Annotated in this window: 23 protein-coding genes and 1 pseudogene; 8 read left to right on the top strand and 16 right to left on the bottom strand. The window is 64.3% G+C overall.

Annotated features, from left to right (window positions below; genetic code table 11):
- Positions 1 to 44 precede the first annotated feature (44 nt).
- A complete protein-coding gene (locus OKW43_RS14815) occupies positions 45 to 1,022 on the bottom strand; it encodes an ion channel (RefSeq protein ID WP_429448149.1) in 978 nt (325 codons plus the stop codon).
- Between the two features lie 430 nt (positions 1,023 to 1,452).
- Between OKW43_RS14815 and OKW43_RS14820 the strand changes: the two genes are divergently transcribed.
- A complete protein-coding gene (locus OKW43_RS14820) occupies positions 1,453 to 1,704 on the top strand; it encodes a hypothetical protein (RefSeq protein ID WP_429448151.1) in 252 nt (83 codons plus the stop codon).
- A gap of 11 nt (positions 1,705 to 1,715) precedes the next feature.
- Complete coding sequence (locus tag OKW43_RS14825; RefSeq protein ID WP_429448153.1) at positions 1,716 to 2,177, top strand: DUF3828 domain-containing protein; 462 nt, start codon at positions 1,716 to 1,718, stop codon at positions 2,175 to 2,177.
- 101 nt (positions 2,178 to 2,278) lie between these two features.
- Here OKW43_RS14825 and OKW43_RS14830 read toward each other — a convergent pair whose 3' ends face one another.
- The 7 genes from OKW43_RS14830 to OKW43_RS14860 all read right to left on the bottom strand — a co-directional run bounded on the left by OKW43_RS14830 (position 2,279) and on the right by OKW43_RS14860 (position 8,078).
- Positions 2,279 to 2,524 (bottom strand): hypothetical protein, encoded by a 246-nt coding sequence (locus tag OKW43_RS14830; RefSeq protein WP_187632254.1) that lies wholly within the window; start codon positions 2,522 to 2,524, stop codon positions 2,279 to 2,281.
- Between the two features lie 76 nt (positions 2,525 to 2,600).
- Entirely contained in the window at positions 2,601 to 2,831 is a 231-nt protein-coding gene (locus tag OKW43_RS14835; RefSeq protein ID WP_429448156.1) for a hypothetical protein, read from the bottom strand.
- A gap of 154 nt (positions 2,832 to 2,985) precedes the next feature.
- Positions 2,986 to 3,894 carry a carbohydrate kinase family protein gene (locus OKW43_RS14840; RefSeq protein WP_429448158.1) on the bottom strand — a complete coding sequence of 303 codons (909 nt, stop codon included), beginning with the start codon at positions 3,892 to 3,894 and terminating at the stop codon, positions 2,986 to 2,988.
- Positions 3,891 to 5,192 (bottom strand): AGE family epimerase/isomerase, encoded by a 1,302-nt coding sequence (locus tag OKW43_RS14845; protein WP_429448160.1) that lies wholly within the window; start codon positions 5,190 to 5,192, stop codon positions 3,891 to 3,893. Before OKW43_RS14845 ends, OKW43_RS14840 begins: the two co-directional genes overlap by 4 nt.
- Positions 5,189 to 6,175: a LacI family DNA-binding transcriptional regulator gene (locus tag OKW43_RS14850; protein WP_187632251.1), complete on the bottom strand. Its 987-nt coding sequence runs from the start codon at positions 6,173 to 6,175 to the stop codon at positions 5,189 to 5,191. The genes OKW43_RS14845 and OKW43_RS14850 overlap by 4 nt, the downstream gene beginning before the upstream one ends.
- Before the next feature lie 371 nt (positions 6,176 to 6,546).
- A complete protein-coding gene (locus OKW43_RS14855; protein ID WP_429448162.1) occupies positions 6,547 to 7,572 on the bottom strand; it encodes a bile acid:sodium symporter family protein in 1,026 nt (341 codons plus the stop codon).
- Between the two features lie 227 nt (positions 7,573 to 7,799).
- On the bottom strand, positions 7,800 to 8,078 hold the full coding sequence (locus OKW43_RS14860) for a hypothetical protein (protein WP_187632249.1): 279 nt from the start codon (positions 8,076 to 8,078) through the stop codon (positions 7,800 to 7,802).
- A 52-nt stretch (positions 8,079 to 8,130) separates the two neighbouring features.
- Between OKW43_RS14860 and OKW43_RS14865 the strand changes: the two genes are divergently transcribed.
- The 4 genes from OKW43_RS14865 (at position 8,131) to icmF (ending at position 14,751) form a co-directional block, all read left to right on the top strand.
- Positions 8,131 to 8,565 carry a hypothetical protein gene (locus tag OKW43_RS14865; protein ID WP_429451680.1) on the top strand — a complete coding sequence of 145 codons (435 nt, stop codon included), beginning with the start codon at positions 8,131 to 8,133 and terminating at the stop codon, positions 8,563 to 8,565.
- A 517-nt stretch (positions 8,566 to 9,082) separates the two neighbouring features.
- Positions 9,083 to 10,168, top strand: a complete 1,086-nt coding sequence (locus OKW43_RS14870) for a porin (RefSeq protein WP_429448164.1) — start codon at positions 9,083 to 9,085, stop codon at positions 10,166 to 10,168.
- Between the two features lie 152 nt (positions 10,169 to 10,320).
- Entirely contained in the window at positions 10,321 to 11,253 is a 933-nt protein-coding gene (locus OKW43_RS14875) for a LysR family transcriptional regulator (RefSeq protein WP_187632247.1), read from the top strand.
- A gap of 117 nt (positions 11,254 to 11,370) precedes the next feature.
- The gene (icmF, locus tag OKW43_RS14880) at positions 11,371 to 14,751 is read left to right on the top strand and encodes a fused isobutyryl-CoA mutase/GTPase IcmF (protein WP_429448167.1); all 3,381 of its coding nucleotides are present in this window, start codon (positions 11,371 to 11,373) and stop codon (positions 14,749 to 14,751) included.
- 38 nt (positions 14,752 to 14,789) lie between these two features.
- Here the strand turns inward: icmF and OKW43_RS14885 are convergent, their stop codons facing one another.
- On the bottom strand, positions 14,790 to 15,749 hold the full coding sequence (locus OKW43_RS14885; protein ID WP_429448169.1) for an NAD(P)H-dependent flavin oxidoreductase: 960 nt from the start codon (positions 15,747 to 15,749) through the stop codon (positions 14,790 to 14,792).
- A gap of 358 nt (positions 15,750 to 16,107) precedes the next feature.
- Here OKW43_RS14885 and OKW43_RS14890 point away from each other — a divergent pair, with 358 nt between their 5' ends.
- A complete protein-coding gene (locus OKW43_RS14890; protein WP_187632244.1) occupies positions 16,108 to 16,998 on the top strand; it encodes an alpha/beta fold hydrolase in 891 nt (296 codons plus the stop codon).
- Between the two features lie 49 nt (positions 16,999 to 17,047).
- Here OKW43_RS14890 and OKW43_RS14895 read toward each other — a convergent pair whose 3' ends face one another.
- On the bottom strand, positions 17,048 to 17,518 hold the full coding sequence (locus OKW43_RS14895; protein WP_187632243.1) for an Lrp/AsnC family transcriptional regulator: 471 nt from the start codon (positions 17,516 to 17,518) through the stop codon (positions 17,048 to 17,050).
- Positions 17,519 to 17,631: 113 nt separating this feature from the next.
- Here OKW43_RS14895 and OKW43_RS14900 point away from each other — a divergent pair, with 113 nt between their 5' ends.
- On the top strand, positions 17,632 to 18,570 hold the full coding sequence (locus OKW43_RS14900; protein WP_429448172.1) for a DMT family transporter: 939 nt from the start codon (positions 17,632 to 17,634) through the stop codon (positions 18,568 to 18,570).
- A 299-nt stretch (positions 18,571 to 18,869) separates the two neighbouring features.
- Here the strand turns inward: OKW43_RS14900 and OKW43_RS14905 are convergent, their stop codons facing one another.
- The 6 genes and pseudogenes from OKW43_RS14905 to OKW43_RS14930 form a co-directional block, all read right to left on the bottom strand.
- A complete protein-coding gene (locus OKW43_RS14905; RefSeq protein WP_429451682.1) occupies positions 18,870 to 19,787 on the bottom strand; it encodes an MBL fold metallo-hydrolase in 918 nt (305 codons plus the stop codon).
- Positions 19,788 to 19,871: 84 nt separating this feature from the next.
- Positions 19,872 to 20,249, bottom strand: a pseudogene (locus tag OKW43_RS14910) (MaoC family dehydratase); the annotation flags it as partial.
- Positions 20,246 to 20,491 carry a DUF1289 domain-containing protein gene (locus tag OKW43_RS14915; RefSeq protein WP_429448174.1) on the bottom strand — a complete coding sequence of 82 codons (246 nt, stop codon included), beginning with the start codon at positions 20,489 to 20,491 and terminating at the stop codon, positions 20,246 to 20,248. The gene OKW43_RS14915 and the pseudogene OKW43_RS14910, both read right to left, overlap by 4 nt.
- A 5-nt stretch (positions 20,492 to 20,496) precedes the next feature.
- Positions 20,497 to 21,018 carry a YbaK/EbsC family protein gene (locus OKW43_RS14920; protein WP_429448176.1) on the bottom strand — a complete coding sequence of 174 codons (522 nt, stop codon included), beginning with the start codon at positions 21,016 to 21,018 and terminating at the stop codon, positions 20,497 to 20,499.
- A gap of 34 nt (positions 21,019 to 21,052) precedes the next feature.
- A complete protein-coding gene (locus tag OKW43_RS14925) occupies positions 21,053 to 21,979 on the bottom strand; it encodes a hydroxymethylglutaryl-CoA lyase (RefSeq protein WP_429448178.1) in 927 nt (308 codons plus the stop codon).
- Positions 21,980 to 22,101: 122 nt separating this feature from the next.
- The gene (locus OKW43_RS14930) at positions 22,102 to 23,043 is read right to left on the bottom strand and encodes a 2-hydroxyacid dehydrogenase (RefSeq protein WP_187636990.1); all 942 of its coding nucleotides are present in this window, start codon (positions 23,041 to 23,043) and stop codon (positions 22,102 to 22,104) included.
- Positions 23,044 to 23,176 lie beyond the last annotated feature (133 nt).

The raw sequence follows: 23,176 nt of genomic DNA on the forward strand, positions 1-23,176 counted from the left end.
GTGTCGACGAGACGGATGGGGCGGCAAATGGACTGTGGCGATTGCTATTGCGCCGTGTTCGCCGCGATGTCCGGTGCGAGCGGTGCCGCATCGAGCGGCGCGATTTCGTCGAAGTGCGCGTAGTCGATGTGGCTCACGCCGTCGCGCTCGCTCATGATGTCGACGAACCGGTGCTGCCAGACGATCTGGTCGCAGGTCCACATGTGGCGCGCCTGCATGGTCTGCGACGTCGATTCGTCGATGCCTTCGAGCGTCAGCAGCAGCGACACGTCGCGGCCCTTCAACGATTCGGCGGTTTCGCCGAACAGCGGACTCGCTTCGTCGATGATGTGCATCAGCGTCCAGCCGAGCTTGAACACCGGATGCTGGTCGCGCACCAGCGCGAGGTCGTAGAGCTTGCGCAGCGTATAGCCTTCGATCGACGTCTCCTGACGCATGATGCGCAGCCGCGCGCGCGCCTCGGCGATCACGTTCTGACGCGCGTTGGCCGAGCGCACCATCAGCGTCATGCGGCCGTCGATCGGCCGGATCACCGCGTAGCGCGCGAACATGATCTTCGCGTGCGGCCGCGAAAAGCGCGCGAAGATCAGCCCGGTCGCCAACGCGATGCTCGACATCCCGACGAAGATTTCGAGCGTCGCGATCCAGTGCGCGTACGCGGTTTGCGGATGCATGTCGCCGTAGCCGACCGTCGCGAGGGTTTCGACGCTGAAGAAGAACGCGCCGCCGAAGCCCTTCGGAAACTGATTCGCGATCGGTGCGTCGCCGAGCACGTAGAGCGTGGCGAACACGATGTTGAGCAGCAGGAACAGCAGCGCGAGCGACACGAAGAACACCGGCCAGCGCACGCCGAGCGCACGGTGATACAGGTCCTGCCACAGCGGCGTCGGTATGCCGTGCGCGATCACCACGCGATCGTCGAGACGCATCTCGCGGCTGCCGCGCGCGCGGCGCTTCCGCGCGCTCGTGCCGGTGTCGGCATCGTCGAGCGTGGAAAAACGGTCTGACGGTTCGCTTGCCATCACGCGCTCGTGTGGATGAAAACGCGTACAGCGTAGCATGGCGCGTTGCGCGCGCAGAGGGTTCGGAGCGGCGTGGCAGGGCGGGGGGCATTGGCCTTTTAACGTGTTATGACAACGCTCGTGCAATTGACTGGCGCGTGCTGATTACCTTGAATTTTTTGTCTTAAAAATTAGTGCGACGCGGACTGTCTTTTTATTCAAAATAACTATCTCATTTTAGATGATATTCGGATTAGTTAGAAATTAGGTCTTTTGTTTAATTTACTTTTTTCTGTTGTATCATGCCAAAATCAAAACATGGTTGAGATAATTTAATATGCCGTGGGATCAGAACGCTGCCGTAAAGCATCTACAATCACATGCCAAACCAATGAGTCGCGGAGAGTGCGCCCGGTACGTCCGGGAAGCGATTGAAAGAGGCGGAATTATATTGAAACTCACGCGATCCGCGAAAGACTACGGTCTTTCGCTGGCTTACGCTGGCTTTCGCGCGGTCTCGACCACTGATCCGCAACCGGGCGACGTAATCGTGATCGAAGGCATACATCTGCATCCGCACGGACATATGGCGATGTACGATGGAGAATACTGGATCTCCGATTTCAAGCAGTGGCACGGCTTCTATCCCGGTCCGGATTATCGGTCTGCGCGACCGAATTACAAAATCTATCGCCACGACTGAGGGTTGCATCCATGCGCAAATATCTGGCGGTTTTCGTTGCCATGCTGTTGCTGACTTTCAACGGCGTGTCATATGCTGGCAACGCGACGCACGCCCAACAGGCAACTCCCGAGACCCGCGTAAAAGATTTCTATACCTGGTTTATTCCGCGCCTGGCCGCAGATGATGCCTATCCAATCACGGACAAGGAAATATACAGGCACGTTGCAAAAGAAACGGTTCATTTTTTAAGAAGCCAATATCAGGCCAACAAATTACCGGAAGATGCGGAGTACTTCACGAAAGTGCAAGACTTCGACGAGAAAGATTGGGGCGCGCACATTGAAGTGCATCCAGCCGTCATGCTCGGTAGCGTGGCGCTCGTGCCCGTTACCTTCGGCTCGAAAGACAAACAGACCAATATCGTGTTTTTGCGCCAGGAAAATGGCATCTGGAAGATCACTAAGGTCGTGGATACACTCGACTATCGGTAGCTACTCATACTTTGCCTCGCCTGGCGGCGCGCAAAGCTGAACCGCGCCGCGCCGCGTCGCACCGAATCCCGCTGCGCCCGAAAAAGCCCGTCGCCAATCGCTCACGGAAACGCGTGTGGCTTCGGAATTCCCGCGCCGTGCTCGATATCGTCGACTGCCTGGCGGTGCGCGCTGTCCACCGCTTCGGCCTGATCGGCATAGCCCGCGTCGCCGCCGACCGTGGTCCACGCCTTGACCGCTTTCTCGCGATGACGGATTTCGTACTCCGCGTCCCAGCGCGCGCCGCTGAGTTCGAGCGGACGAACGTGAATCGAATACACGCCGTATTGGAACAGCTGTTCAGCCATGATCGCCTCCAGCCGGTCGAGCCGGCAGCGGCGCGCCGATGCGCGAGCGCGCGCGACGCGCTGCCCCAGCTTCGGCCTACAGTTCGATTTCCCCGAGGATACGATGTGCGAGCGCTTTGGCTTCTTCGAGCGCTTCTAGCGGCGTCGACGACGTCGAGTCGACTTCATAGAGCGTGGTTTCCTGTTCGTCGCGGGCTTCGCCTTCGTCGCGCGCGAGAGTGACGACACCCTGCCAGGCGTCCTGTCCGACTTCTCTTATCGACGCAGTAGCCGTGTAAAGCCCTTTGGTGTAGGTGACGTCCTCCATGGCCTCGCTCCTTTTCGCAAAGGTTTCGATGATTTTCATCCTAGCACGGCGTGGCGAGATCGGTTGCCCGATGGGGCGGTTTCGCGCGACGCCATGTGCCAGATATCCGTCACGCTACGCGCGCCCCAAGGCAGCAGAATTACAGCGACGCGGTTTACAGCAGCGCGACCACTTCGTCGAGCGTCGGCGCGTGCGCGCCGGCGTGGCCGCACGCCGCCGCGCCGGCCGCGAGTGCGAACGCGAGATGCTCGGGCCACGCGCGCTGCGGCGCGCTCATCAAGCTGAACAGCAGACCGCCGATCGACGCATCGCCCGCGCCGACCGTATCGACCACTTCGACGCGCGGCGGCTTCGCCTCGATTACCGCGTCGCCCTCGAGCAGCATCGCCGATGCGGGGCCGCGCGTGACGAACACGGTGGCGGCCGGGTTCATCGTGCGCAATTGCGCGAGCGCGGCGGCTTCGTCGCTGGTCTTGAAGATCATGCGCAGGTCTTCGTCCGAGACCTTGATCAGATCCGCAAGCGCGGCCATCTTGCGCAGCGTCGACTCGTAGCCGTGCTCCATCAGGTTGCGATAGTTCGGATCGAAGCTGATCTTCACGCCGTGCGAACGCAATTCGGCGGCGAGCGTCGCGAGCGTATCGCCGAGCGGCTGACGCACGAGGCTGATGCAGCCGAAGTGCGCCCACTTCACCGCGTTCATCCAGCCGGCCGGCAGCCTGGTCGGTTCGAACGCGAGATCGGCGCCGTTTTCACCCATGAAGAAGTACGCGGGTGGATGCGTCTGATGCACGATCGCAAGCAGCGGCGGGCGCGCGACGCGCTGCAGGAAGCGCATGTCGAGACCGGCGGCGACGCTCGCATCCCACAGTTCGTCGGAGAAGTTATCGACGCCGAGCGAGCCCGCGCACGCGGTCGGCAGGCCGAGCCGCGCGACACAGCGCGCGACGTTCCAGCCCGCACCGCCCGGGCGCGACAGCCAGTGCGATGCGCCGGTGCGCACGAGATCGGTGAGGATGTCGCCGGCGGATACGAAAACGGGGAGGTCGGTCGTCGCGTTCATTGTGTTTTCTCCGCGGAAGCCGCTGCGGCGGGAGCGGCCGGTTCTACCGCCGCTTTTTCGCCGAGCGCATGGGCGAGCACTTCGTAGCACGCGCCCATCGTGTGATAGTCGGTCTTGCCGGCCGGGCTCTTTTCGTCGCTGTACTTGCGATTGTCGCAGGTGAGGATGCGATACCAGGCGCCGAACTTGTGGTCGACGAAATGCGTCCAGCTATAGCGCCAGATCTCGTCGTACCAGTCCCAGAAGCGCTCGTTGCCGGTGCGCTTGCCGAGCAGCGCGGCCGCGGCGAACGTCTCGGCCTGCACCCAGAAGTACTTGTCGTGATCGCACACGGTGCCGTCGGGGCCGAAGCCGTAATAGAGGCCGCCGTGGTCTTCGTCCCACGCGTGCGCCATCGCGGCGTCGAACAGTTCGATCGCGCGCGGCAGCAGCCACGGCAGCGGCCGGAAGCGTTCGAGAATCAGCAGCAGCTTCGCCCATTCGGTCTGATGGCCCGGCTGGAAGCCCCACGGACGGAAGATGTTCGAGCTGTCCTCCTCGTTGTAGTGCCAGTCGACCGACCAGTCCGCGTGAAAGTGCTCCCACACGAGCCCTTGCGACAGCTTCGCCTGGCGCAGCGTGATGTTCGACGCGACGCGCTCGGCGCGGTCGAGATACACCAGATGACCGGTCGCCTCGTGCGCGGCGAGCAGCGCCTCGGTGGTATGCATATTCGCGTTCTGCCCGCGATAGGTGCTGACGCGCCATTCGGGCGACGCGTCGTCGGCATAGAGGCCGGCGGCGGCGTCCCAGAAGCGGCGCTCCATCAGCTCGAAGGTCGCGCCGATCATCGGCTTCGCTTCCTCGATGCCGGCCATCGCCGCGTGCGAGTACGCGAGCAGCACGAAGGCGAGGCCGTAGCAGTGGCGCGTCGCGTCGAGCGTGCGCTTTCTGCCGTCGCGCCATTCGATTTCCCAGTCGTAGCCCTCTTGCTGCGAGTCCCAGTGCGCGTCGCGCAGAAAGCGCAGGCCGTGGCGCGCGTATTCGAGGTGCTTCGGGTCGCCGAACTGCCGGTATGCCATCGCGTAGTTGAACACGTAGCGGCAGGTGCTGACCAGGTGGCGGGTGGTGCGGTCGTAGATCGAACCGTCGTCGCGGAAGAAATGGTAGAAGCCGCCGCTCGGGTCGAGCACGTTCGGCGCGTAGAAGCGCAGCGTGTCCTCGATGTGCGAGAGCAGGAACTCGCGATTGCGGAAACTGGCGACAGGCGGCGCCTTCACGGCGTCGACGGAAGAGTTGAGCGGATCGGTTAGCGTCATGGCGTTTTCACCAAAGTACTGGCACGGGCAACAAGTTGAACGGGCAAGCGGACTTCGAGCTCGGCGGGGGAGTCTTCCAGCAGCAGTTCCACGCCGCGTCGGCCGAGCGCTTCCTTGTCGACCGCGATCGTCGATAGGGGCGGGGTGGCGTGGGCGGCGGCGGGGATGTCGTCGAAACCGATGATCGCGATGTCGTCGGGCACGCTGAGGCCGCGCGCGAGGCACACGCGCAGCGCGGCGAGCGCGGCGGCGTCGTTGAACGCGAACACGGCGTCGGGGTGCGGACCCGGCGCGTCGAGCAGGCGCTGCATCGCGCGCGCGGCGCCGGTGTCGGGATCGAGCCCGGCGCCGATGTTCACTTCGAGCGACGGATCGAACAGCAGCCCCGCTTCGAAGAACGCGCGCCGGTAGCCGAGCGCGCGCTCGGCAATGCTGAAATGCGCGAGCGAGCCGCCAATGAACGCGACCCGCTTGCGCTGCTGCTCGAACAGATGGCGCATCGCGAGCGTGGCGCCGGCGGCGTTGTCGAGATTGACCGAGCGCAGGCCCGGCGACCACAGATCGATCAGCACCAGCGGGCGCTGCATCGCGACCAGCGTGGCGAGCGTTTCGGGCTCGACGAAGCCGGCGATCGCCACGGCGTCGGGCGCGTGCAGGCGCATCTGATGAATTACGTCCTCGGTCGGCCCGGCGGTCAGCACCGACGGCACGATGCCGCGCTCGCGGCAGGCGTCTTCGACACCGTGCAGCACATGCGAGAAGAACGGGCTCGCGGCGAAGTTGTTGTGCTGACGATGCAGCAGGAAAGTTAGCCGGCGGATGCGCGGACGCAGCTGCGCCGAGTCGTAGCCGAGCTGGCGCGCCGCTTCGACGACGCGTTCGCGCGTGGCCTCGGAAAGGCCCGGCTGATTTTTGAGCGCGCGCGATACGGTGCCGATCGAAACGCTGGCCGCGCGGGCGACGTCGCGGATGGTTGTGGCCATCGAATAAAGCTGCCGCGCGAGGCGGAGCAGCACGGTTCAGGTCGGGCGATTGTATAGTAAAACGCAGCTAAAACAGCCCGGAAAACGCCTATGTGACACCGGTAAATACCCGTATTTTATGGGATTATTGGCAATCTAATTGTTTAGTAAAAAGACACTAAACAGTAGGCGGGACGCCGTTTTCGAGACATTTCCGGAATCTTCCTATGCCATCCGGCCGAGGCGACAGCGCGAGCGTTTGCGCGTGAAATAACGACAAGGCCAATCACGAGCCGAATGAAACAAGCCGCCCCAAGGCGGCTTGCTCCACTCGATCAAAACGACGCTCAGGGAGGGCGCTTATGAATGTCCTGTTTGCATTGCGCGTGTTGTCAACGGCGCGCGACGGCGGCGGGGGGGCGCCGTGCCGCGGTGTCGCTCTCGCCGCTGAGGTCGCGGGCGCCCCAGCGTTGCGCGAGCGCGGCGCAGACCATCAGCTGGATCTGGTGGAACAGCATCAACGGCAGCACCACGGCGCCGACCGCGTGCGACGCGAAGATCACCTTGGCCATCGGCACGCCGGCGGCAAGGCTCTTCTTCGAGCCGCAGAAGATGATCGTGATCTGGTCCGCGCGGCTGAAGCCGAGCCGCTTGCTCGCGAAGATCGTCGCGGCCAGCGCGAGCGCGAGCAGCACCGCGCTCACCACGACGAGGCCGCCGAGCGCCGACAGCGGAATCGTGTGCCACAGGCCTTCGGTGACGGCCTCGCTGAAGGCGCCGTACACGACGAGCAGGATCGAGCCTTGGTCGACGAACTTCAGCACGCCGCGATTGCGCTCGATCCACTTGCCGATCAGCGGGCGCAGCAACTGGCCGGCGACGAACGGCACCAGCAACTGCAGCACGATGTTGCCGACCGTATGCCACGGCGACGCGCCGCCGCTCGCGGCCTGATTCGTGACGACGACGCTGACGAGTGCTGGGGTGATGAAGATGCCGAGCAGGCTCGAGGCGGACGCGCTGCATACCGCGGCCGGCACGTTGCCCTTGGCAATGGACGTGAACGCAATCGACGACTGGACCGTCGATGGCAGCGTGCAGAGGAACAGGACGCCGGCGTAGAGCGACGGCGTGACCAGCGGCGAAAGGACCGGTTTAAGCGCGAGGCCGAGCAGCGGAAACAGCGCGAACGTGCTGAGCAGCACTACAACGTGAAGGCGCCAGTGCGTCGCGCCCGCAATGATCGCTTCGCGTGACAGCTTGGCGCCGTGCAGGAAGAACAGCAGGCCGACCGCGATGTTCGTCACCCAGTTGAACCCGACGGCGGCTTGCCCGTGAACGGGCAGGAAGCTGGCGAGGATTACGGTGCCCACTAGGGAAAGGGTGAAGTTATCGGGCAGGAATTTCGGGCGAGCCATGTCGGAATCTCGAATTCAATGACGCTGTGTAAGCACGAGACGCGTCTGTTGGGCGCGGTCTGCGGCAATGGAAAACGGCTATTGTTGTCAAAAGTCGATTGAAAAGGCAAATTCATTTACCGAATCGATTAATGATGTTTGCGCATTGACTTGCCAGGTCGTGCGACGTCCATCCACGCGACACCCAGGTTTCAGTATTGGTGACGCAATTCGTCGCGACAAACCGTTTAACCGTTGACGGTGCAAGCGGCGTTTATCTGCAACAAACCGCGCTTGCGCGGTATAGGGGAAAACGCCCGCCAGCAGTCCGCCGCGGCGCGCCCGCGGAGCGGCTCCGGCGTCGAAAAACGCCGCAGTAACAAGGTGTTACATCCGCCGACGAGACCTAACACTTTTTGGCTCGACACCCTCTGCCGGCGACCATAAATTACCTCTTCAAAGGCCGTAGGGATTTCCTGCGCCGCGACAGGAACGCGGTGTTTTTCGTCCTCCCGCAACAGGTCCATCGCAGCTCGAACGGTGGATTTCAGGCAAGTCTTCGGGCGTGAGAGTCACAAGGTGGACGGGTTGTCGAGAACGAAGCACTGGGCGTGGGGCGCGGTCATCGCCGTGCTGTGCTCGTTCGCCTATGCGAAGGGGCTCGGTGCGGGCGGCGTGCCTGATCATCGCGCCTCGCGCAATGAGATGGCTTCTCGTGATGCGCGCGTGCAGCGCGGCAACCCGAATCTCGCGGTTGCCAATTTCGGATATGGCTTCGGCAACTCCAAGTCCGGCATGCGCCGTGTCGGCAATCCATCCGCCTATGCCGGCGCGATCACACGGGTCAGTGCGGAGTCGCGTCCGGTGCCGCATCCCCCGGCCAATATGCCGATGCGCAACGGCTCGATCCGCGCCGACGTGGCCCGCTACAACGAAGAGCGCGGCGCCGCGCGTCCGATGCAACGCCCAACGGATGATCCGCGGCAGCCGGAAGGCTCGCCGTACCGGAATTAGCTGAGCGCGATTTACCTGATCGTTCTGCGTCACGTGGGGCAGGTTCGCCGCCAGCTGAACGATCCCTTCTCCAGTTCCCCTCCCGCGATTCCCGCACGGCTCCCTACGCCTTCCGCTACAGCCGAATCCCGAATCTGACGTTTCGACGCCACACTTTTTTGAAAACGCTCGGCATCGAAGTGTCGGTCAGCGTCAAATCTTGGCATTCCGCCGCGTCGCGTCATCGGCCTGTCATTTGAGGCGTTCATGCGCGCTGCGGCGCGCCGTTCGCCATATCCCGCATTGCGTTCGAGGGGCCGGCGGCAGTCCGGCCGATAGCGCCGTATCAGGCCGATAACCGACCAAACTAATCAGACCGATATACCGGCAATAAGCAGCGATATTTTTGTTTATAAAAATGGTCCGCAAAGATAGACCAGCCCCAGATTGACTCGACGGTCGAACGGATAACAACAACGTTTCGCGCGAGCGCCCCCTTTCGCACAGCCACACCCTTTTGACAAAGATTGGAGAACCCATGAACAAAAGCCTCAGCAGCGCGCTGAAGACTACTCTGAAGGTCACCGCATGCGTCGCCGCGCTGGCGGGTGCATCGTCGGCGCTCGCGCAATCGAGCGTGCAACTCTACGGCCAGGTCGACGAATGGGTCGGCTCGCAAAAGTTTCCTGGCGGCAAGACCGCGGTGGTGGTGTCGGGCGGCGGCATGTCGACGTCGTACTGGGGCTTCAAGGGCACAGAGGATCTGGGCAACGGCTACAAGGCGATCTTCACGATCGAAGGCTTCTTCCGTGCGCAAACCGGCGAGTACGGCCGCTTCACCGGCGACACGACGTTTTCACGCAACGCGTACGTCGGCATCGAATCGCCGTACGGCACGGTGACCGCCGGCCGTCTGACGACGCCGCTGTTCGTGTCGACGATCCTGTTCAACCCGTTCGTCGATTCGTACTGGTTCTCGCCGATGGTCTATCACGTGTACCTCGGCCTCGGCACGTTCCCGACCTACACGACCGACCAGGGCGTGACCGGCGACTCGGGCTGGAACAACGCGGTGTCGTATGCGTCGCCGAACTTCAACGGTCTGTCGGCGACCGCGATGTACGCGCTCGGCAACACGACCCAGAACGGCGCGAAGAAGTGGAGCGGCCAGGTGCTGTACTTCCACGGCCCGTTCGCGGCGACCGCCGTGTACCAGTACGTGAACTTCAACAATGTGCCGGGCGACCTCGGCAGCTTCGAAACGTCGGGCGTGCCGGGCCTGCGCAGCCAGAGCGTCGCGCAGGCGGGCGTGTCGTACGACCTGAAGTTCGTCAAGCTGTACGGCCAGTACATGTACACGTACAACGACCAGCAGGTCACGAGCTGGCACGTGAACACGGGCCAGGGCGGCGTCACGGTGCCGCTCGGGACAGGCTCGGTGATGGCGTCGTACGCGTATTCGCGCAACGGTGGCGGTTCGAACCAGACGCGCCAGACGGCGGCGCTCGGCTACGACTATCCGCTGTCCAAGCGCACCGATGTCTATGCCGCCTACCTGTATGACCATATCACCGGCCAGTCGAGCGGCAACACCTATGGCGCGGGGTTGCGCGCGAAGTTCTGAGCTCGGCCCACGGTGTCACCGCAAAGCCCGCGTTCCGGTCCGGAGCGCGGGCTTTGTCGTTTTCGGGTGCCGTCGAAAACGCGCGTTTGTTGCCGTGTTTTTGATAAACCCGGCAAAATGGCGTCGATTGATTCCCGAAGCGAGCGATCGAGATGGACACCCTCGTCAGCATGAAAGTGTTTCGCCACGTGGTCGAAGCCGGCAGTTTCGTCGGCGCGTCGGAAAAGATGGAGATGTCGGCGGCGATGGCGAGCAAGCACGTGATGCATCTGGAGCAACAGCTCGGCGCGCGGCTCCTGAACCGCACCACGCGCCGCGTCGCGCCGACCGAGGCGGGCCGTGAATACTACGAGCGGCTGAGCCAGGCGCTGACCGAACTCGACGAAGCCGGCCAGGCGGTCGGCGCGGCGAGCGTCGTGCCGCACGGGCGGCTGCGGGTGTCGTCGCTATCGGCGTTCGGCCTGAATCACGTGATGGCCGCGGTCGCGGACTATGCCGCGCAGTATCCGCAAGTAACAGTCGACATGACGCTGTCCGACCGTGTTGTCGAGCTGATCGACGAGGGCTTCGACGTTGCGATCCGCGCGTCGCCGGGCGGCCTCAAGTCGTCGTCGCTGATCGCGCGGCAGATCGCGACCGCGCATCTGGTGCTGTGCGCGTCGCCCGCCTATCTGCGCAAGCATGGCACGCCGAAGCGCGTCGCCGATCTCGCCCGCCACAACTATCTGCAGTACGCGGGCGTGTCCGCGCTCGAAGTCGCGACCGGCGACGCGGGCTCGCGCGTGCGTCTGTCGGGCAACCTGATCGTCAATCAGCTCGAGGCGCAGCGCGTGGTCGTACTGCACGGCGCGGGCATCGCGATGCTGGGCACCGAGGTGATCGGCAGCGATCTCGCCGACGGGCGGCTCGTGCCGCTGCTCGTCGACGAAGTGCCGCCGCGCGAACTGCCGATCCACGTGGTCTACACGAGCCGGCGGCATCTGTCGGCCAAGGTGCGCTCGTTCGTCGATTTTCTGGCGGCGCGGTTCGCGAACGAGTCGCTGTGGCCGTCGCTCGACCAGATCAAGGCGTTGGCGGTGCGCTAGGGTTTCGCGGAGCACCGAACAAACGCCGCCAATCGCCCGCCCCGCGCGGCGCTGCCGTCTTACCCCGTTTCTATATACTGACTGTCACACCCGTCAGTTAAGTGATCTGGGGGAGACATGACCGATCTGTCCACGCCGCAGCGTGCCGGCAGCCACGAACTGCCCGCGGGCCGGCGCCTGCGCTTCGTCACCGCCGCCGCACTGTTCGACGGCCACGACGCGTCGATCAACATCATGCGGCGCATCCTGCAGGCAAGCGGCGTCGAGGTGATCCACCTCGGCCACAACCGCTCCGTCGCTGAAGTCGCGACCGCCGCGCTGAACGAGGACGCCGACGGCGTCGCCGTGTCGAGCTACCAGGGCGGCCACAACGAATACTTCCGCTACCTCGTCGAGCTGCTGCGTGCGCGCGGCGGCGAGCGCATCAAGGTATTCGGCGGCGGCGGCGGCGTGATCGTCCCCGAGGAAATTGCCGCGCTCGAACGCGACGGCGTCGAAAAAATCTACTCGCCTCACGACGGCCAGCGGCTCGGTCTGCAAGGCATGATCGACGACATGATCGCGCGCTGCGTCGATGCCGCGCGCGCGGCCGACGCGGCGCGGCCGACGCCGGTGCGCGAATGGCTCGCCGAACTGGCCGCGCGGCCGTTGCCGCGTTGCGATGAGGCCAATGCTGCGCGCGCCGGCACGGCGCCTGGTTCGCACGCCGCCGATCCTGTCGCGCCGATCTTCCGCCGCCTCGCGCAACTGATCAGCGCGTTCGAAACGAACACCGTCGACGCCGCCGCGCGCGACCAGCTATCGACGCTCGCAGAAGCGTCGCGGGTCCCCGTGCTCGGCATTACCGGCACCGGCGGCGCGGGCAAGTCGTCGCTGACCGACGAGCTGATCCGCCGCTTCCGGCTCGACTACCGCGACACGCTGACCATCGCCGTGCTCGCGATCGATCCGTCGCGCCGCAAGTCCGGTGGCGCGTTGCTCGGCGACCGCATTCGCATGAACGCGATCGGCGATTGGAGAGACGGCGCCCGCATCTATATGCGCTCGATGGCGACGCGCGAGGCATCGAACGAAATTTCCGACTCGCTGCCCGCCGCGCTAATGCTGTGCAAGGCCGCGGGCTTCGATCTGATTGTCGTAGAGACATCGGGGATCGGCCAGGGCGATGCGGCGATCGTGCCGATCGTCGACGAATCGCTGTACGTGATGACGCCCGAGTTCGGCGCCGCGAGTCAGCTCGAGAAGATCGACATGCTCGACTTTGCGAGCTTCGTTGCGATCAACAAGTACGATCGCAAGGGTGCGCAGGATGCGCTGCGCGACGTTGCGAAGCAGGTGCAGCGCAATCGCGGGGACTTCGCGACATCGCCCGACGCGATGCCGGTGTTCGGCACGATCGCGTCGCGCTTCAACGACGACGGCGTGAGCGCGCTGTACCGGTGCATCGCTAATGCGCTGCGTGCGCACGGCCTGCGCGAGGGTGGCGCACGGCTCGGCGCGACCGAAGGTCTGCGCTTTTCGAGCAACCTGCACGCGATCGTCCCACCCGCGCGTGTGCGCTATCTGGCCGACATTGCGCAGACGGTGCGCGGCTATCGCGAGCGGGCCGACGCGCAGGCGCAAATCGCGCGCGAGCGCTGGCAGCTGATCGAGACGCGCCGCATGCTCGGCGAAGCGGGCAACGGCGCGGCCTCGCTCGATGCGCTGATCGACCAGCGCAGCGGCGCGCTCGGCGAGCGCGAACGCAAGCTGCTCGACGCGTGGCCGCAAACGGTGGCCGCGTATTGCGGCGACGAACATGTGGTGCGCATCCGCGAACGTGAAATCCGCACCGCGCTAACGGTCACGACGCTGTCCGGCTCCGCAGTCCGCAAAGTGTCGCTGCCGAAATTCGTCGATCAAGGCGAGATTCTGCGCTGGCTGATGCTCGACAATCTGCCCGGCTATTTCCCGTTCACCGCTGGCGTGTTTCCGTTTCGCCGCGAGACCGAAGACCCGACGCGCATGTTCGCGGGCGAGGGCGACCCGCAGCGGACGAATCGCCGCTTCAGGCTGCTGTCGGAGGGAATGCCGGCCAAGCGGCTATCCACCGCGTTCGACTCGGTGACGCTATACGGCGAGGAGCCGCATGAGCGCCCGGACATCTACGGCAAGGTCGGCAATTCGGGTGTGTCAGTCGCGACGCTCGACGACATGAAGACGCTGTACGACGGCTTCGACCTGTGCTCGCCGAACACGTCGGTCTCGATGACGATCAACGGCCCCGCGCCGACGATCCTCGCGATGTTCTTCAACGTCGCGATCGACCAGCAGATTGCGCGAAAGGAAGCGGAGCAAGGCCGAGCGCTGAACGCAGGCGAACTCGCCGCAACCCGCCGCGCCGCGCTCGAAAACGTGCGCGGCACCGTGCAGGCCGACATCCTGAAGGAAGACCAGGGGCAGAACACCTGCATCTTCTCGACCGAATTTAGCCTGAAGGTGATGGGCGACATCCAGGCGTATTTCGTCGAGCACGGCGTGCGCAATTTCTATTCGGTGTCGATTTCCGGCTATCACATCGCCGAGGCGGGCGCGAACCCGATCTCGCAGCTCGCGTACACGCTCGCGAACGGCTTCACGTACGTCGAGGCGTATCTCGCTCGCGGCATGTCGATCGACGACTTCGCGCCGAATCTGTCGTTTTTCTTTTCGAACGGCATGGACCCGGAGTACACGGTGCTCGGCCGCGTCGCGCGACGCATCTGGGCGATCGCGATGCGTGAGCGCTATGGCGCGAACGAGCGCAGCCAGAAGCTCAAGTATCACGTGCAGACGTCGGGCCGCAGCCTGCACGCGCAGGAGATCGATTTCAACGACATTCGCACGACGCTGCAGGCACTGATCGCGATCTACGACAACTGCAACTCGCTGCACACCAACGCGTTCGACGAAGCGATTACGACGCCGACCGAGGAATCGGTGCGCCGCGCGGTCGCGATCCAGCTGATCATCAATCGCGAATGGGGGCTCGCGAAGAACCAGAATCCGAATCAGGGCAGCTTCGTGATCGACGAACTGACCGATCTGGTCGAGCAAGCGGTGCTCGCCGAGTTCGAGCGGCTCACCGAGCGCGGCGGCGTGCTAGGGGCGATGGAAACCGGCTATCAGCGCGGGCGGATTCAGGACGAGTCGATGCTGTACGAGCATCGCAAGCATGACGGCTCGTATCCGATCGTCGGCGTCAATACGTTCCTGAGCGCGCATCCGCGTGAAGCGCCGCGGCCGTTGGTGCTCGCGCGTTCCACCGACACGGAAAAGCAGAGTCAGCTGCGGCGGTTGCGTGACTTCCAGACGCGCCACCGCGACGCCGCGCCCGAGGCGCTCGAACGCCTCAAGCGCGCGGTGATCGACGACGGCAACGTGTTCGCGGTGCTGATGGACGTGGTGCGTGTGTGTTCGCTCGGGCAGATCACCCACGCGCTATTCGAGGTGGGCGGGCAGTATCGGCGCAATATGTAGGCCGCGAGCGGGCGGCCCGGCCCGCCCCGTTCTTCACCTCAGCGCGCGATGCCGAGCCGCGCCTTCGCGTCGTTGTATTCCTGCTTCAGACGCCGCACGAGTTCCGCGACGTCCGGCACGTCGTCCATCAGGCCGACGCCCTGGCCCGCGCCCCAGATGTCCTTCCACGCCTTGGCCTTATCGCCGCCGAAGTTCATCCTGGTCTTGTCCGATTCGGGCAGCGCATCGGGATCGAGCCCTGCGTTCGTAATGCTCTCGCGGATGTAGTTGCCGTGCACGCCCGTGAACAGATTCGTGTAGATGATGTCCGACGCCTTCGCGTTGATGATCGCCTGCTTGTAGCTGTCGACCGCGTGCGCTTCTTTGGTGGCGATGAAGCGTGTGCCCATGTACGCGAGGTCCGCGCCCATCGCCTGCGCGGCGAGAATCGAGCCGCCGTTCGCGATCGAGCCCGACAGCACGATCGGGCCGTCGAAAATGCGCCGCACCTCACCGACCAGCGCGAACGGCGAGGTCGTGCCCGCATGGCCGCCCGCGCCCGACGCGACGAGAATCAGCCCGTCTACGCCGGCTTCCAGCGCCTTCTGCGCATGGCGCAGATTGATCACGTCGTGCAGCACGATGCCGCCATAGCTATGCACCGCATCGACGATTTCGCGTGCCGGCGCGCGCAGGCTCGTGATGAAGATCGGCACCTTGTGCTCGACGCAGACGCGCACGTCGTGTTCGAGCCGCGCATTCGACTGATGGACGATCTGATTGACCGCGATCGGCCCGATGACCGTATCGGGGTTCGCGGTCTTGTGCTCTGCGAGTTGCGTCTGGATCTGCGTCAGCCACTCGTCGAGTAGCTCTGCCGGGCGCGCGTTGAGGGCCGGAAACGAGCCGACGATACCGGCCTTGCACTGTGCCAGTACGAGTTCGGGATAGCTGACGATGAACATCGGCGAGGCGACGACGGGCAGCGCGAGGTTTTGCAGAGCGGCGGGCAATGCCATGGTGCGGGTCTCCTGTGTCGACCCGAGTCAGCGCCTTAACGCTGACTCGGGTCCCATGAATTTTCAACTTGCCGGTGCGACGCGCGCCCGGCCTGAGGTGAGTTTAGCGGCACGCGGCTTGCGGAATGTGGACCGACGACTGCATCATGCAATCGCACGAAACCGGCATGCCGAAGCCCCGCGAATATTTAAGAACGATCGTTCGATTATAGGCGAAGCGTGAGGCTCGCGAGCGGCAGGCCCGTTTGAAACGGTTCGAAGAAGTATTCAGGTTCCACGTTTGCGTGGGTTATCCCACCTCGCGTGGACTTGTCGGCCTCCTACAATGCACGAACCCTCAAACGACCAACGAGATGTCATGGCCTTCGAGAATTTCACGCCTTTTCGCGTCGCCGTGGGCGATGTCGATATTTTCGGAGTGAAGGGCGGCGCCGGGCCGCCTCTGCTGCTGCTGCACGGCCATCCGCAATCGCATCTGATCTGGGAGCGCTGCGCCGCGCGGCTCGCTCGGCACTTCACCGTGATCGCGACGGATCTGCGCGGCTACGGCGCGTCCGGCAAGCCGCCGAGCGATGCGGCGCACACGCCGTATTCGAAACGCGCGATGGCCGCCGACCAGGTCGCGGTGATGCGCCACTTTGGCTTCGAGCGCTTCCTCGTCTGCGCGCACGATCGCGGCGCGCGGGTCGCGCACCGAATGGCGATCGATCACGCCGACGCGGTCGAGCGTCTGATGCTGCTCGATATCGCGCCGACGCTCGCGATGTACGAGGCCACCGATCGCACGTTCGCGACGCATTACTTCCACTGGTTCTTCCTGATTCAACCTGAACCGCTGCCCGAAACGTTGATCGGCGCCAATCCGGCCGCCTATGTCGACGCGGTGATGGGCGGCCGTCACGCGGGCCTCGCACCGTTCGATCCCGGCGCGCTCGACGCCTACCGGGCGGCGCTCGCACAACCGGGCGCGGTGCATGCGATGTGCGAGGACTATCGTGCGTCGGCGGGCATCGACCTCGAACATGATCGCGCCGATATCGAGCGCGGCAACAAGATCGGCTGTCCGCTGCGGGTGCTGTGGGGGGACAAGGGTGTGATCGAAAAATGCTTCGATGCGCTCGACGAATGGCGACATGTCGCGCGCGACGTGAGTGGCCGCGCGCTGTCGTGCGGGCACTATCTGCCCGAGGAAGCGCCGGACGAACTGGTCGCCGAGATGCTGTCGTTTTTCGAAGCGGTCGAACGATAAGCGACGGGCCGCTTCGCGCGGCCTTCGTTGGACCTTCGATGGATCTTCGCTAGCCGAGCGGCGGCAACCGCCGCGCAACCGGCGTCGACTTGACGATCGCGGTGCTGGTCTCCGCGCGCTCGGTCACTTTCGACAGGATCTCGTCGAGCTGCTCGATCGAATGCAGGTACAGGCGGCAGATGAAACAGTCGTCACCGGTCACCTTGTCGCATTCGACGAACTCCGGAATGCGCCGGATCACCTCCTCCACCAGATGCAACTGGCCGGGCAGCGGCTTCACACGCACGATCGCCTGCAGCGCGAAGCCGAGCGCGCGCGCATCGATTTGCACGGTGAAACGCTCGATCACGCCTTGCGCTTCGAGCCGTCGCACGCGTTCGGCCGTGCTGGGCGCCGATAAGCCGACGATGCGCGCGAGTTCGCTGACCGGTTGGCGCGCGTCCTGCGCGAGCGCGGCGAGCAGCGCACGGTCGGTGTCGTCGAGGGCGATCGGTGCGGTCGACGCAAGGCGTTTGCTCATGATGGCCTTCGTTTATCAGGTGAAAACGCGGAAACGCTTAAGTTTAGCCATGTATTCGCGCGGGCGGATTAATTACACTGCCAGTCATGCAGGCATCAATCCCGGATCGAATCATGGCTTCGAACAAGGCTTCCGCGCCCACCGCAAGCGGTACGTCCAGCGACATCCGCCGCGGCGCGGCGGAGATGAGCATCGCGATGCTGATGTCGGGCACGATCGGCTGGCTCGTCGTGTCGTCACAGCAAAGCCCTTTCAACGTGGTGTTTTTCCGCTGCATCTTCGGTGGCGCGACGCTTGCGCTCGTGTGCGCGGTGCTCGGACTGTTTCGCCGCGAGCTGTTCTCGTGGAAGATGCTCGGCCTCGCTTTACTCGGCGGCGCGGCGATCGTCGTGAATTGGGTGTTGCTGTTCGCCGCGTATTCACGCGCGTCGATTTCGATGGCGACGGCCGTCTACAACACGCAGCCGTTCATGCTGGTCGGGCTCGGCGCGCTGGTGTTTCGCGAGCGCATCAGCGCATCGACGATCGCGTGGCTCGTGGTCGCGTTCGTCGGGCTCGTGTTCGTCGTGAAGGTTGAGCCGGCCGTGCTCGCGGTGCCGGGGCAGTATCTGGTCGGCGTGGCCTACGCGGTCGGTGCGGCGGCGATGTACGCGGTGTCGTCGATCATCACGAAGCGGCTGAAGGGCACGCCGCCGCATCTGCTCGCGCTGATCCAGGTCTCGCTCGGCGTGCTGTTGCTCGCGCCGTTCGTGCGCTTCGATGCGTTGCCGGCAAGCGGCGCGCAGTGGCTCGAACTCGCCGTGCTCGGCGTCGTCCACACCGGGCTCATGTACGTGCTGCTGTATGGCGCGATTCAGAAGCTGCCGACGTCGATGACGGGCGCGTTGTCGTTCATCTATCCGGTGGTCGCGATCATTGTCGACCGGCTTGCGTTCGGACAGACGCTTGCATGGATTCAGGTGCTCGGCGCGGCGCTGATTCTGCTGGCGGCGGCGGGCGTCAATCTCGGGTGGCGGATCGTGCCGCAGAAAAAGCGTTTGCCGTCCACGTGATGCCGATTCGACATTCGATCGTATATTGCTACGGATTCCGGAATAACGTGTACACATTCGAGCGCCTAACGCCGTTCGATGACAGATCGTGTGTGCATTGGTAAAACGTGGCGTCAAATTTCCGTAGGGAAATCACCGATGCGATGCAAAAACCCACACGCGTATCATTGATAGCGACGCTGATCACGTCCAACAGATGTTCCGCCGCTCGCTTCGTCGAGCGGTTTTCTTTTTGGGCGCACGGTTTTGCGTTCCGGTGCGCTGTTCCGCCGCGCCGGCCGAACCGGTCACATCATGGTTCAACGCCGCGCGAGAATGCGCGTGCCGTCCACTTCGAGCGGCCCATCGTTCGCCGCGAGTTCCCCGATCATTCCCTTCAGCAACGCGGGCCATTCGCCGCGCGGCTTCAGCATCGACGCGGCCGCGCGCATCACGGTCGCGTCGTCGAGCATGCGCAGCAGCGCGTCCTCACTCATCTCGCGGACTTCGAGTAGCCTGAATACGATTAGCACTTTCAGCGCATTCTTTGCGTTGCGCGCGGGATCGGCGCGCAACCATGCGACGCGCGACATCGCGCGTTCGAGCGCCGTTTCGACATGCGCGAACGGCGCGCCGTGGCCCGGGATGACGACGCGCACGTCGAGCGTTGCGATCAGGTCGAGCACCGCTTGCTGCTCGGCGAAGCCGCTTTCGCCTTCGAGTTCGGGAAAGATCACGCCGAAGCCGTTTTCCCACAGCGCATCCGCGCTGATCAGCAAGCGTTCGTCCGCGCAATAGAGCATCAGCGAATGCGGATCATGGCCGGGCGCGCCGAGCACCTGCCAGTCGAGCGCGCCCAGCCGCAAGCGTGCGCCGGGTGCCAGCGTGCCGGTGAAGCCGAAGCGCTCGCAGGTTTGACCAGTCGCGCGAAAGCTGAGGCGCGTTTCGTCCCAGTCGCGCACGGCAGCGGCTTCGGATGACGGAATCAGCGTGCGGCACGGCCACGTAGCCTGCAACAGTGCGTTGCCGCCGCAATGATCCGAATGCAGGTGCGTGTTGACGATCAGATCGAGCGGCCGCGTGCGCAACGCATTGCGTACCAGCGCGACCGTTTGCGATGCGTGCGTCGCATAGCCGGTATCAACCAGCGCGGCGCATGTGTCGTCGACGAGCAGCACGTTGTTCGACGACAGCCAGCCGCGCTCGAAAACCCGGATCGATGCGGGCAGCGCGATCATGGCGTGCGCGTGCGCGTTTGCGTCTGCGTCGGGCTTCGGCATCACGAGGATCGTCGACGTGCCCGTCAACATCAGCTCCCCACGCTGATTGACCACCGAGCCTTCGAGGAAGGTCAGGTCGCCGTTCAGGCTCGGCTTCCAGTGAGCGTCGCGCACGCGCCACGTGATCGTCAGCGTGTCGTGCGCGTGCACGGCCTTCTTCAGCTTGATATCGAATTCGAGACCCAGCGGCTGCGCGTAGGTCGAGAAATGCGTGGCGAGCAGCGCCATGAAATACGCGGTGGGTTGCGTGCCCGACGCGATCAAGCCGCCAAAGCGGCTTTGCGCGGCATACGCTTCGTCGTGATGCAGCGGGTTCAGATCGACGACGAGCGTCGCGAACGATTTGATTGAATCCACCGACAACTCGAGCGTCGAGCTGAACGTCTCACCGGGCGTCACGATGCGCGGCGCGGCGTTCATTGCTTGTCCTTCGTCGTCGATGGTGTGCGCGTCGCCATGAATTCCGCGTGGCGCGCTTCGATCGCGTCCCACACCGCGCGCTTCGCGTCGTCGTCGAGCATCGACCAGCCGGCGATTTCGTCGATCGTGCGCAGGCATCCTTCGCACCAGCCCGTCGATGCATCCATTCTGCACACGCTGATGCAAGGCGACGGCACGCAACCGCCGTCGCCCTTGTCATCGTAATCGTTGCAGCTCGCCATCGTGTTCAGGCCGGCTCACGCAACGCGACATCAACGACCGGCGCGCCCGTCAATGCGATCAGCTCCTGCGCGGTCAGATTGAACACCGCATGGGGATGACCGGCGGCGGCCCACAGACTCTGCAGCGCGAGCAGATCGGCATCGATCAGCGTGACGGGCTCGGTCGCATGACCGACTGGGCACACGCCACCAATCGCATAGCCGGTTTTTTCGCGCACGAACTTCGCGTCCGCGCGGCCGATCTCGCCGACCTGCGCGGCCACTTTCTTTTCGTCGACGCGATTCGCACCGCTCGCGATCACGAGCACCGGGGCGTCGTCTTCGCGGCGCCGGAACAGGATCGACTTCGCGATCTGCGCGACCGAGCAGCCGAGTCCGGCGGCCGCTTCGGCGGAAGTCTTGCCGGTGTCCGGCAGCATCACGATCCGCCCCGCGTGACCGCGTTCGCGCAGTAGCAGTGCGACGCGGCGGGCCGAGTCGGGCAGCGCGGCGAGATCGTCGGAGTCGAAGGACGTGAGGTCGTTCATCGTTTGGGACCCTGAATGAAAATGGATGCTGCGGTTATACGCAGGTGTTCGCTTCGCTGCGCGCCTTCGCGAGCAGCGCTTTACCGGCGCGCGACACGTTGGGCCGGCCGATCGCGTTCGAAATGAAGTCGCCGATTTCAACCACTTGCGCGAGGTCGATGCCGGTCTCGATGCCGAGGCCGTTCATCAGATACAGCACGTCTTCGGTCGCGACGTTGCCGGTCGCGCCCTTCGCATACGGACAGCCGCCGAGCCCCGCGACCGATGCATGAAAAATCTCGACTCCTTCGAGCAGCGCTGCATAGATGTTCGCGAGCGCCTGGCCATAGGTGTCGTGAAAGTGCCCCGACAGGCGCTCGCGCGGAAACACCTGGGTCACCGCCTGGAACACTTCGCGGGTGCGCCTGGGCGTGCCGACGCCGATCGTGTCGGCGATATCGATCTCGTCGCAGCCGAGCGCCGCGAAGCGCTTGACGACGTCGACGACCGACGCGACCGGCACCTCGCCCTGATACGGACAGCCGAGCGCGCACGACACGCTGCCGCGAATGCGCAGCTGATGTTCTTTCGCCGCTGCGGCAACCGGCGCGAAGCGCTCGATGCTCTCCGCAATGCTGCAGTTGATGTTCTTCTGCGAGAACGCCTCGCTCGCCGCGCCGAAGATCACGATCTCGTCGGCGCGCGCGGCGAGCGCGCCTTCGAAGCCGCGCAGGTTCGGTGTCAGCACTGAGTAGATGGTGCCAGCGCGGCGCTCGATGCCAGCCATCACGTCGGCGCCGTCGGCCATCTGCGGCACCCATTTCGGCGAGACGAACGACGCCGCTTCGACGTTGCGGAATCCCGCCGTCGACAGTCGGTTGATCAGCTCGATCTTGATCGCCGTCGGCACGAAGTCCTTCTCGTTCTGCAGCCCGTCGCGCGGACCCACTTCGACGATTTTCACTTGCTTCGGTAAGGCCATGATGTGTCTCCGATCCGATGCGGTTTATCGCTGTCCCATCGAGGATGGGCGTTGCCGTGTTGCGGCAATTCAATTCAGCCCGCGCGCGTGCGACGCGCGCGAGCGCGGGGTTCACTCTTCACTCAATAGCCGCGTTCGAGCTGCACTGCGCCGCTCACCTGTTCACCGCGCATCATCGCGCCGATCTTGTCCGCGACCTGCGCGACGCTGTCTTCGCGCAACGTCAGCGCCGACGTATGCGGCGTGATCGTGATGCGCGGCTCGCGCCAGAACGGATGATCGGCGGGCAGGGGTTCTTCGCGGAACACGTCGAGCGTCGCGGCGGCGAGCTGGCCGCTTGCGAGCGCGGCGAGCAGATCCGCTTCGACCAGATGCGCGCCGCGCGCGACGTTGATCAGATACGCGCCGCGCGCGAGCTTCGCGAAGGCTCGCGCGTTCAGCACGCTTTCGGTGTCGGGCGTATGCGGCAGCAGATTGACGAGCACCTTCACGCCGTCGAGAAAGCTATCGAACTGCGCATTGCCGGCGAACGTCGCGATGCCGTCGATCTGCCTGGCGCCGCGGCTATAGCCGCGCACCGGCAGGCCAAACGAAGCGAGCGTTCGAGCGACCTGCGTGCCGAGCACGCCGAGGCCGAGCACGCCCACCGTGAACGTTGCGCGCTGATGCGGCTCGAGCACTTGCCAGCGGCGCTCGTGTTGCAGCATCTGATATTCGTCGAAGCGGCGCAGATAGCGCAGCACCGCATGCGTCACGTATTCGGCCATCTGCGCGCCCATGCCGGTATCTTCGAGGCGAATCAGCGGCACCTTCGGCGGCAACGTGCCTGGGTGCGCGCGTTCGAGCGCGAGAATCGCATCGACGCCCGCGCCGAGATTGAAGATCGCGCGCAGCGCATTGCGGCCGGCCAGCATCTCGCGCGGCGGACGCCAGACCACCGCGAAATCGGCTGGGGCGGTGTCGCCGGGCTGCCATTCGCGCAGCTCGGCCGCGGGCAAGGCGCGCGCGAAGTCGTGCAGCCACGCGGCGGCTTCGGTGTGCGGTGCGTAGAAGAGTATTTTCATGCGGTCCGGAATGCGTCGGCGTCGATGTGAGCATGAGCGGGGCGGACCCGGAGCGCGCCATGGCAATGGGACGACGCGTGCGGCATCGGGACTCCTCCCGTTCTGGATAGGCTTCATTCTACTTTTTCGACGC

The sequence above is a fragment of the Paraburkholderia sp. WC7.3g genome, from assembly GCF_050436345.1.
Taxonomy (GTDB): Bacteria; Pseudomonadota; Gammaproteobacteria; order Burkholderiales; family Burkholderiaceae; genus Paraburkholderia; species Paraburkholderia podalyriae.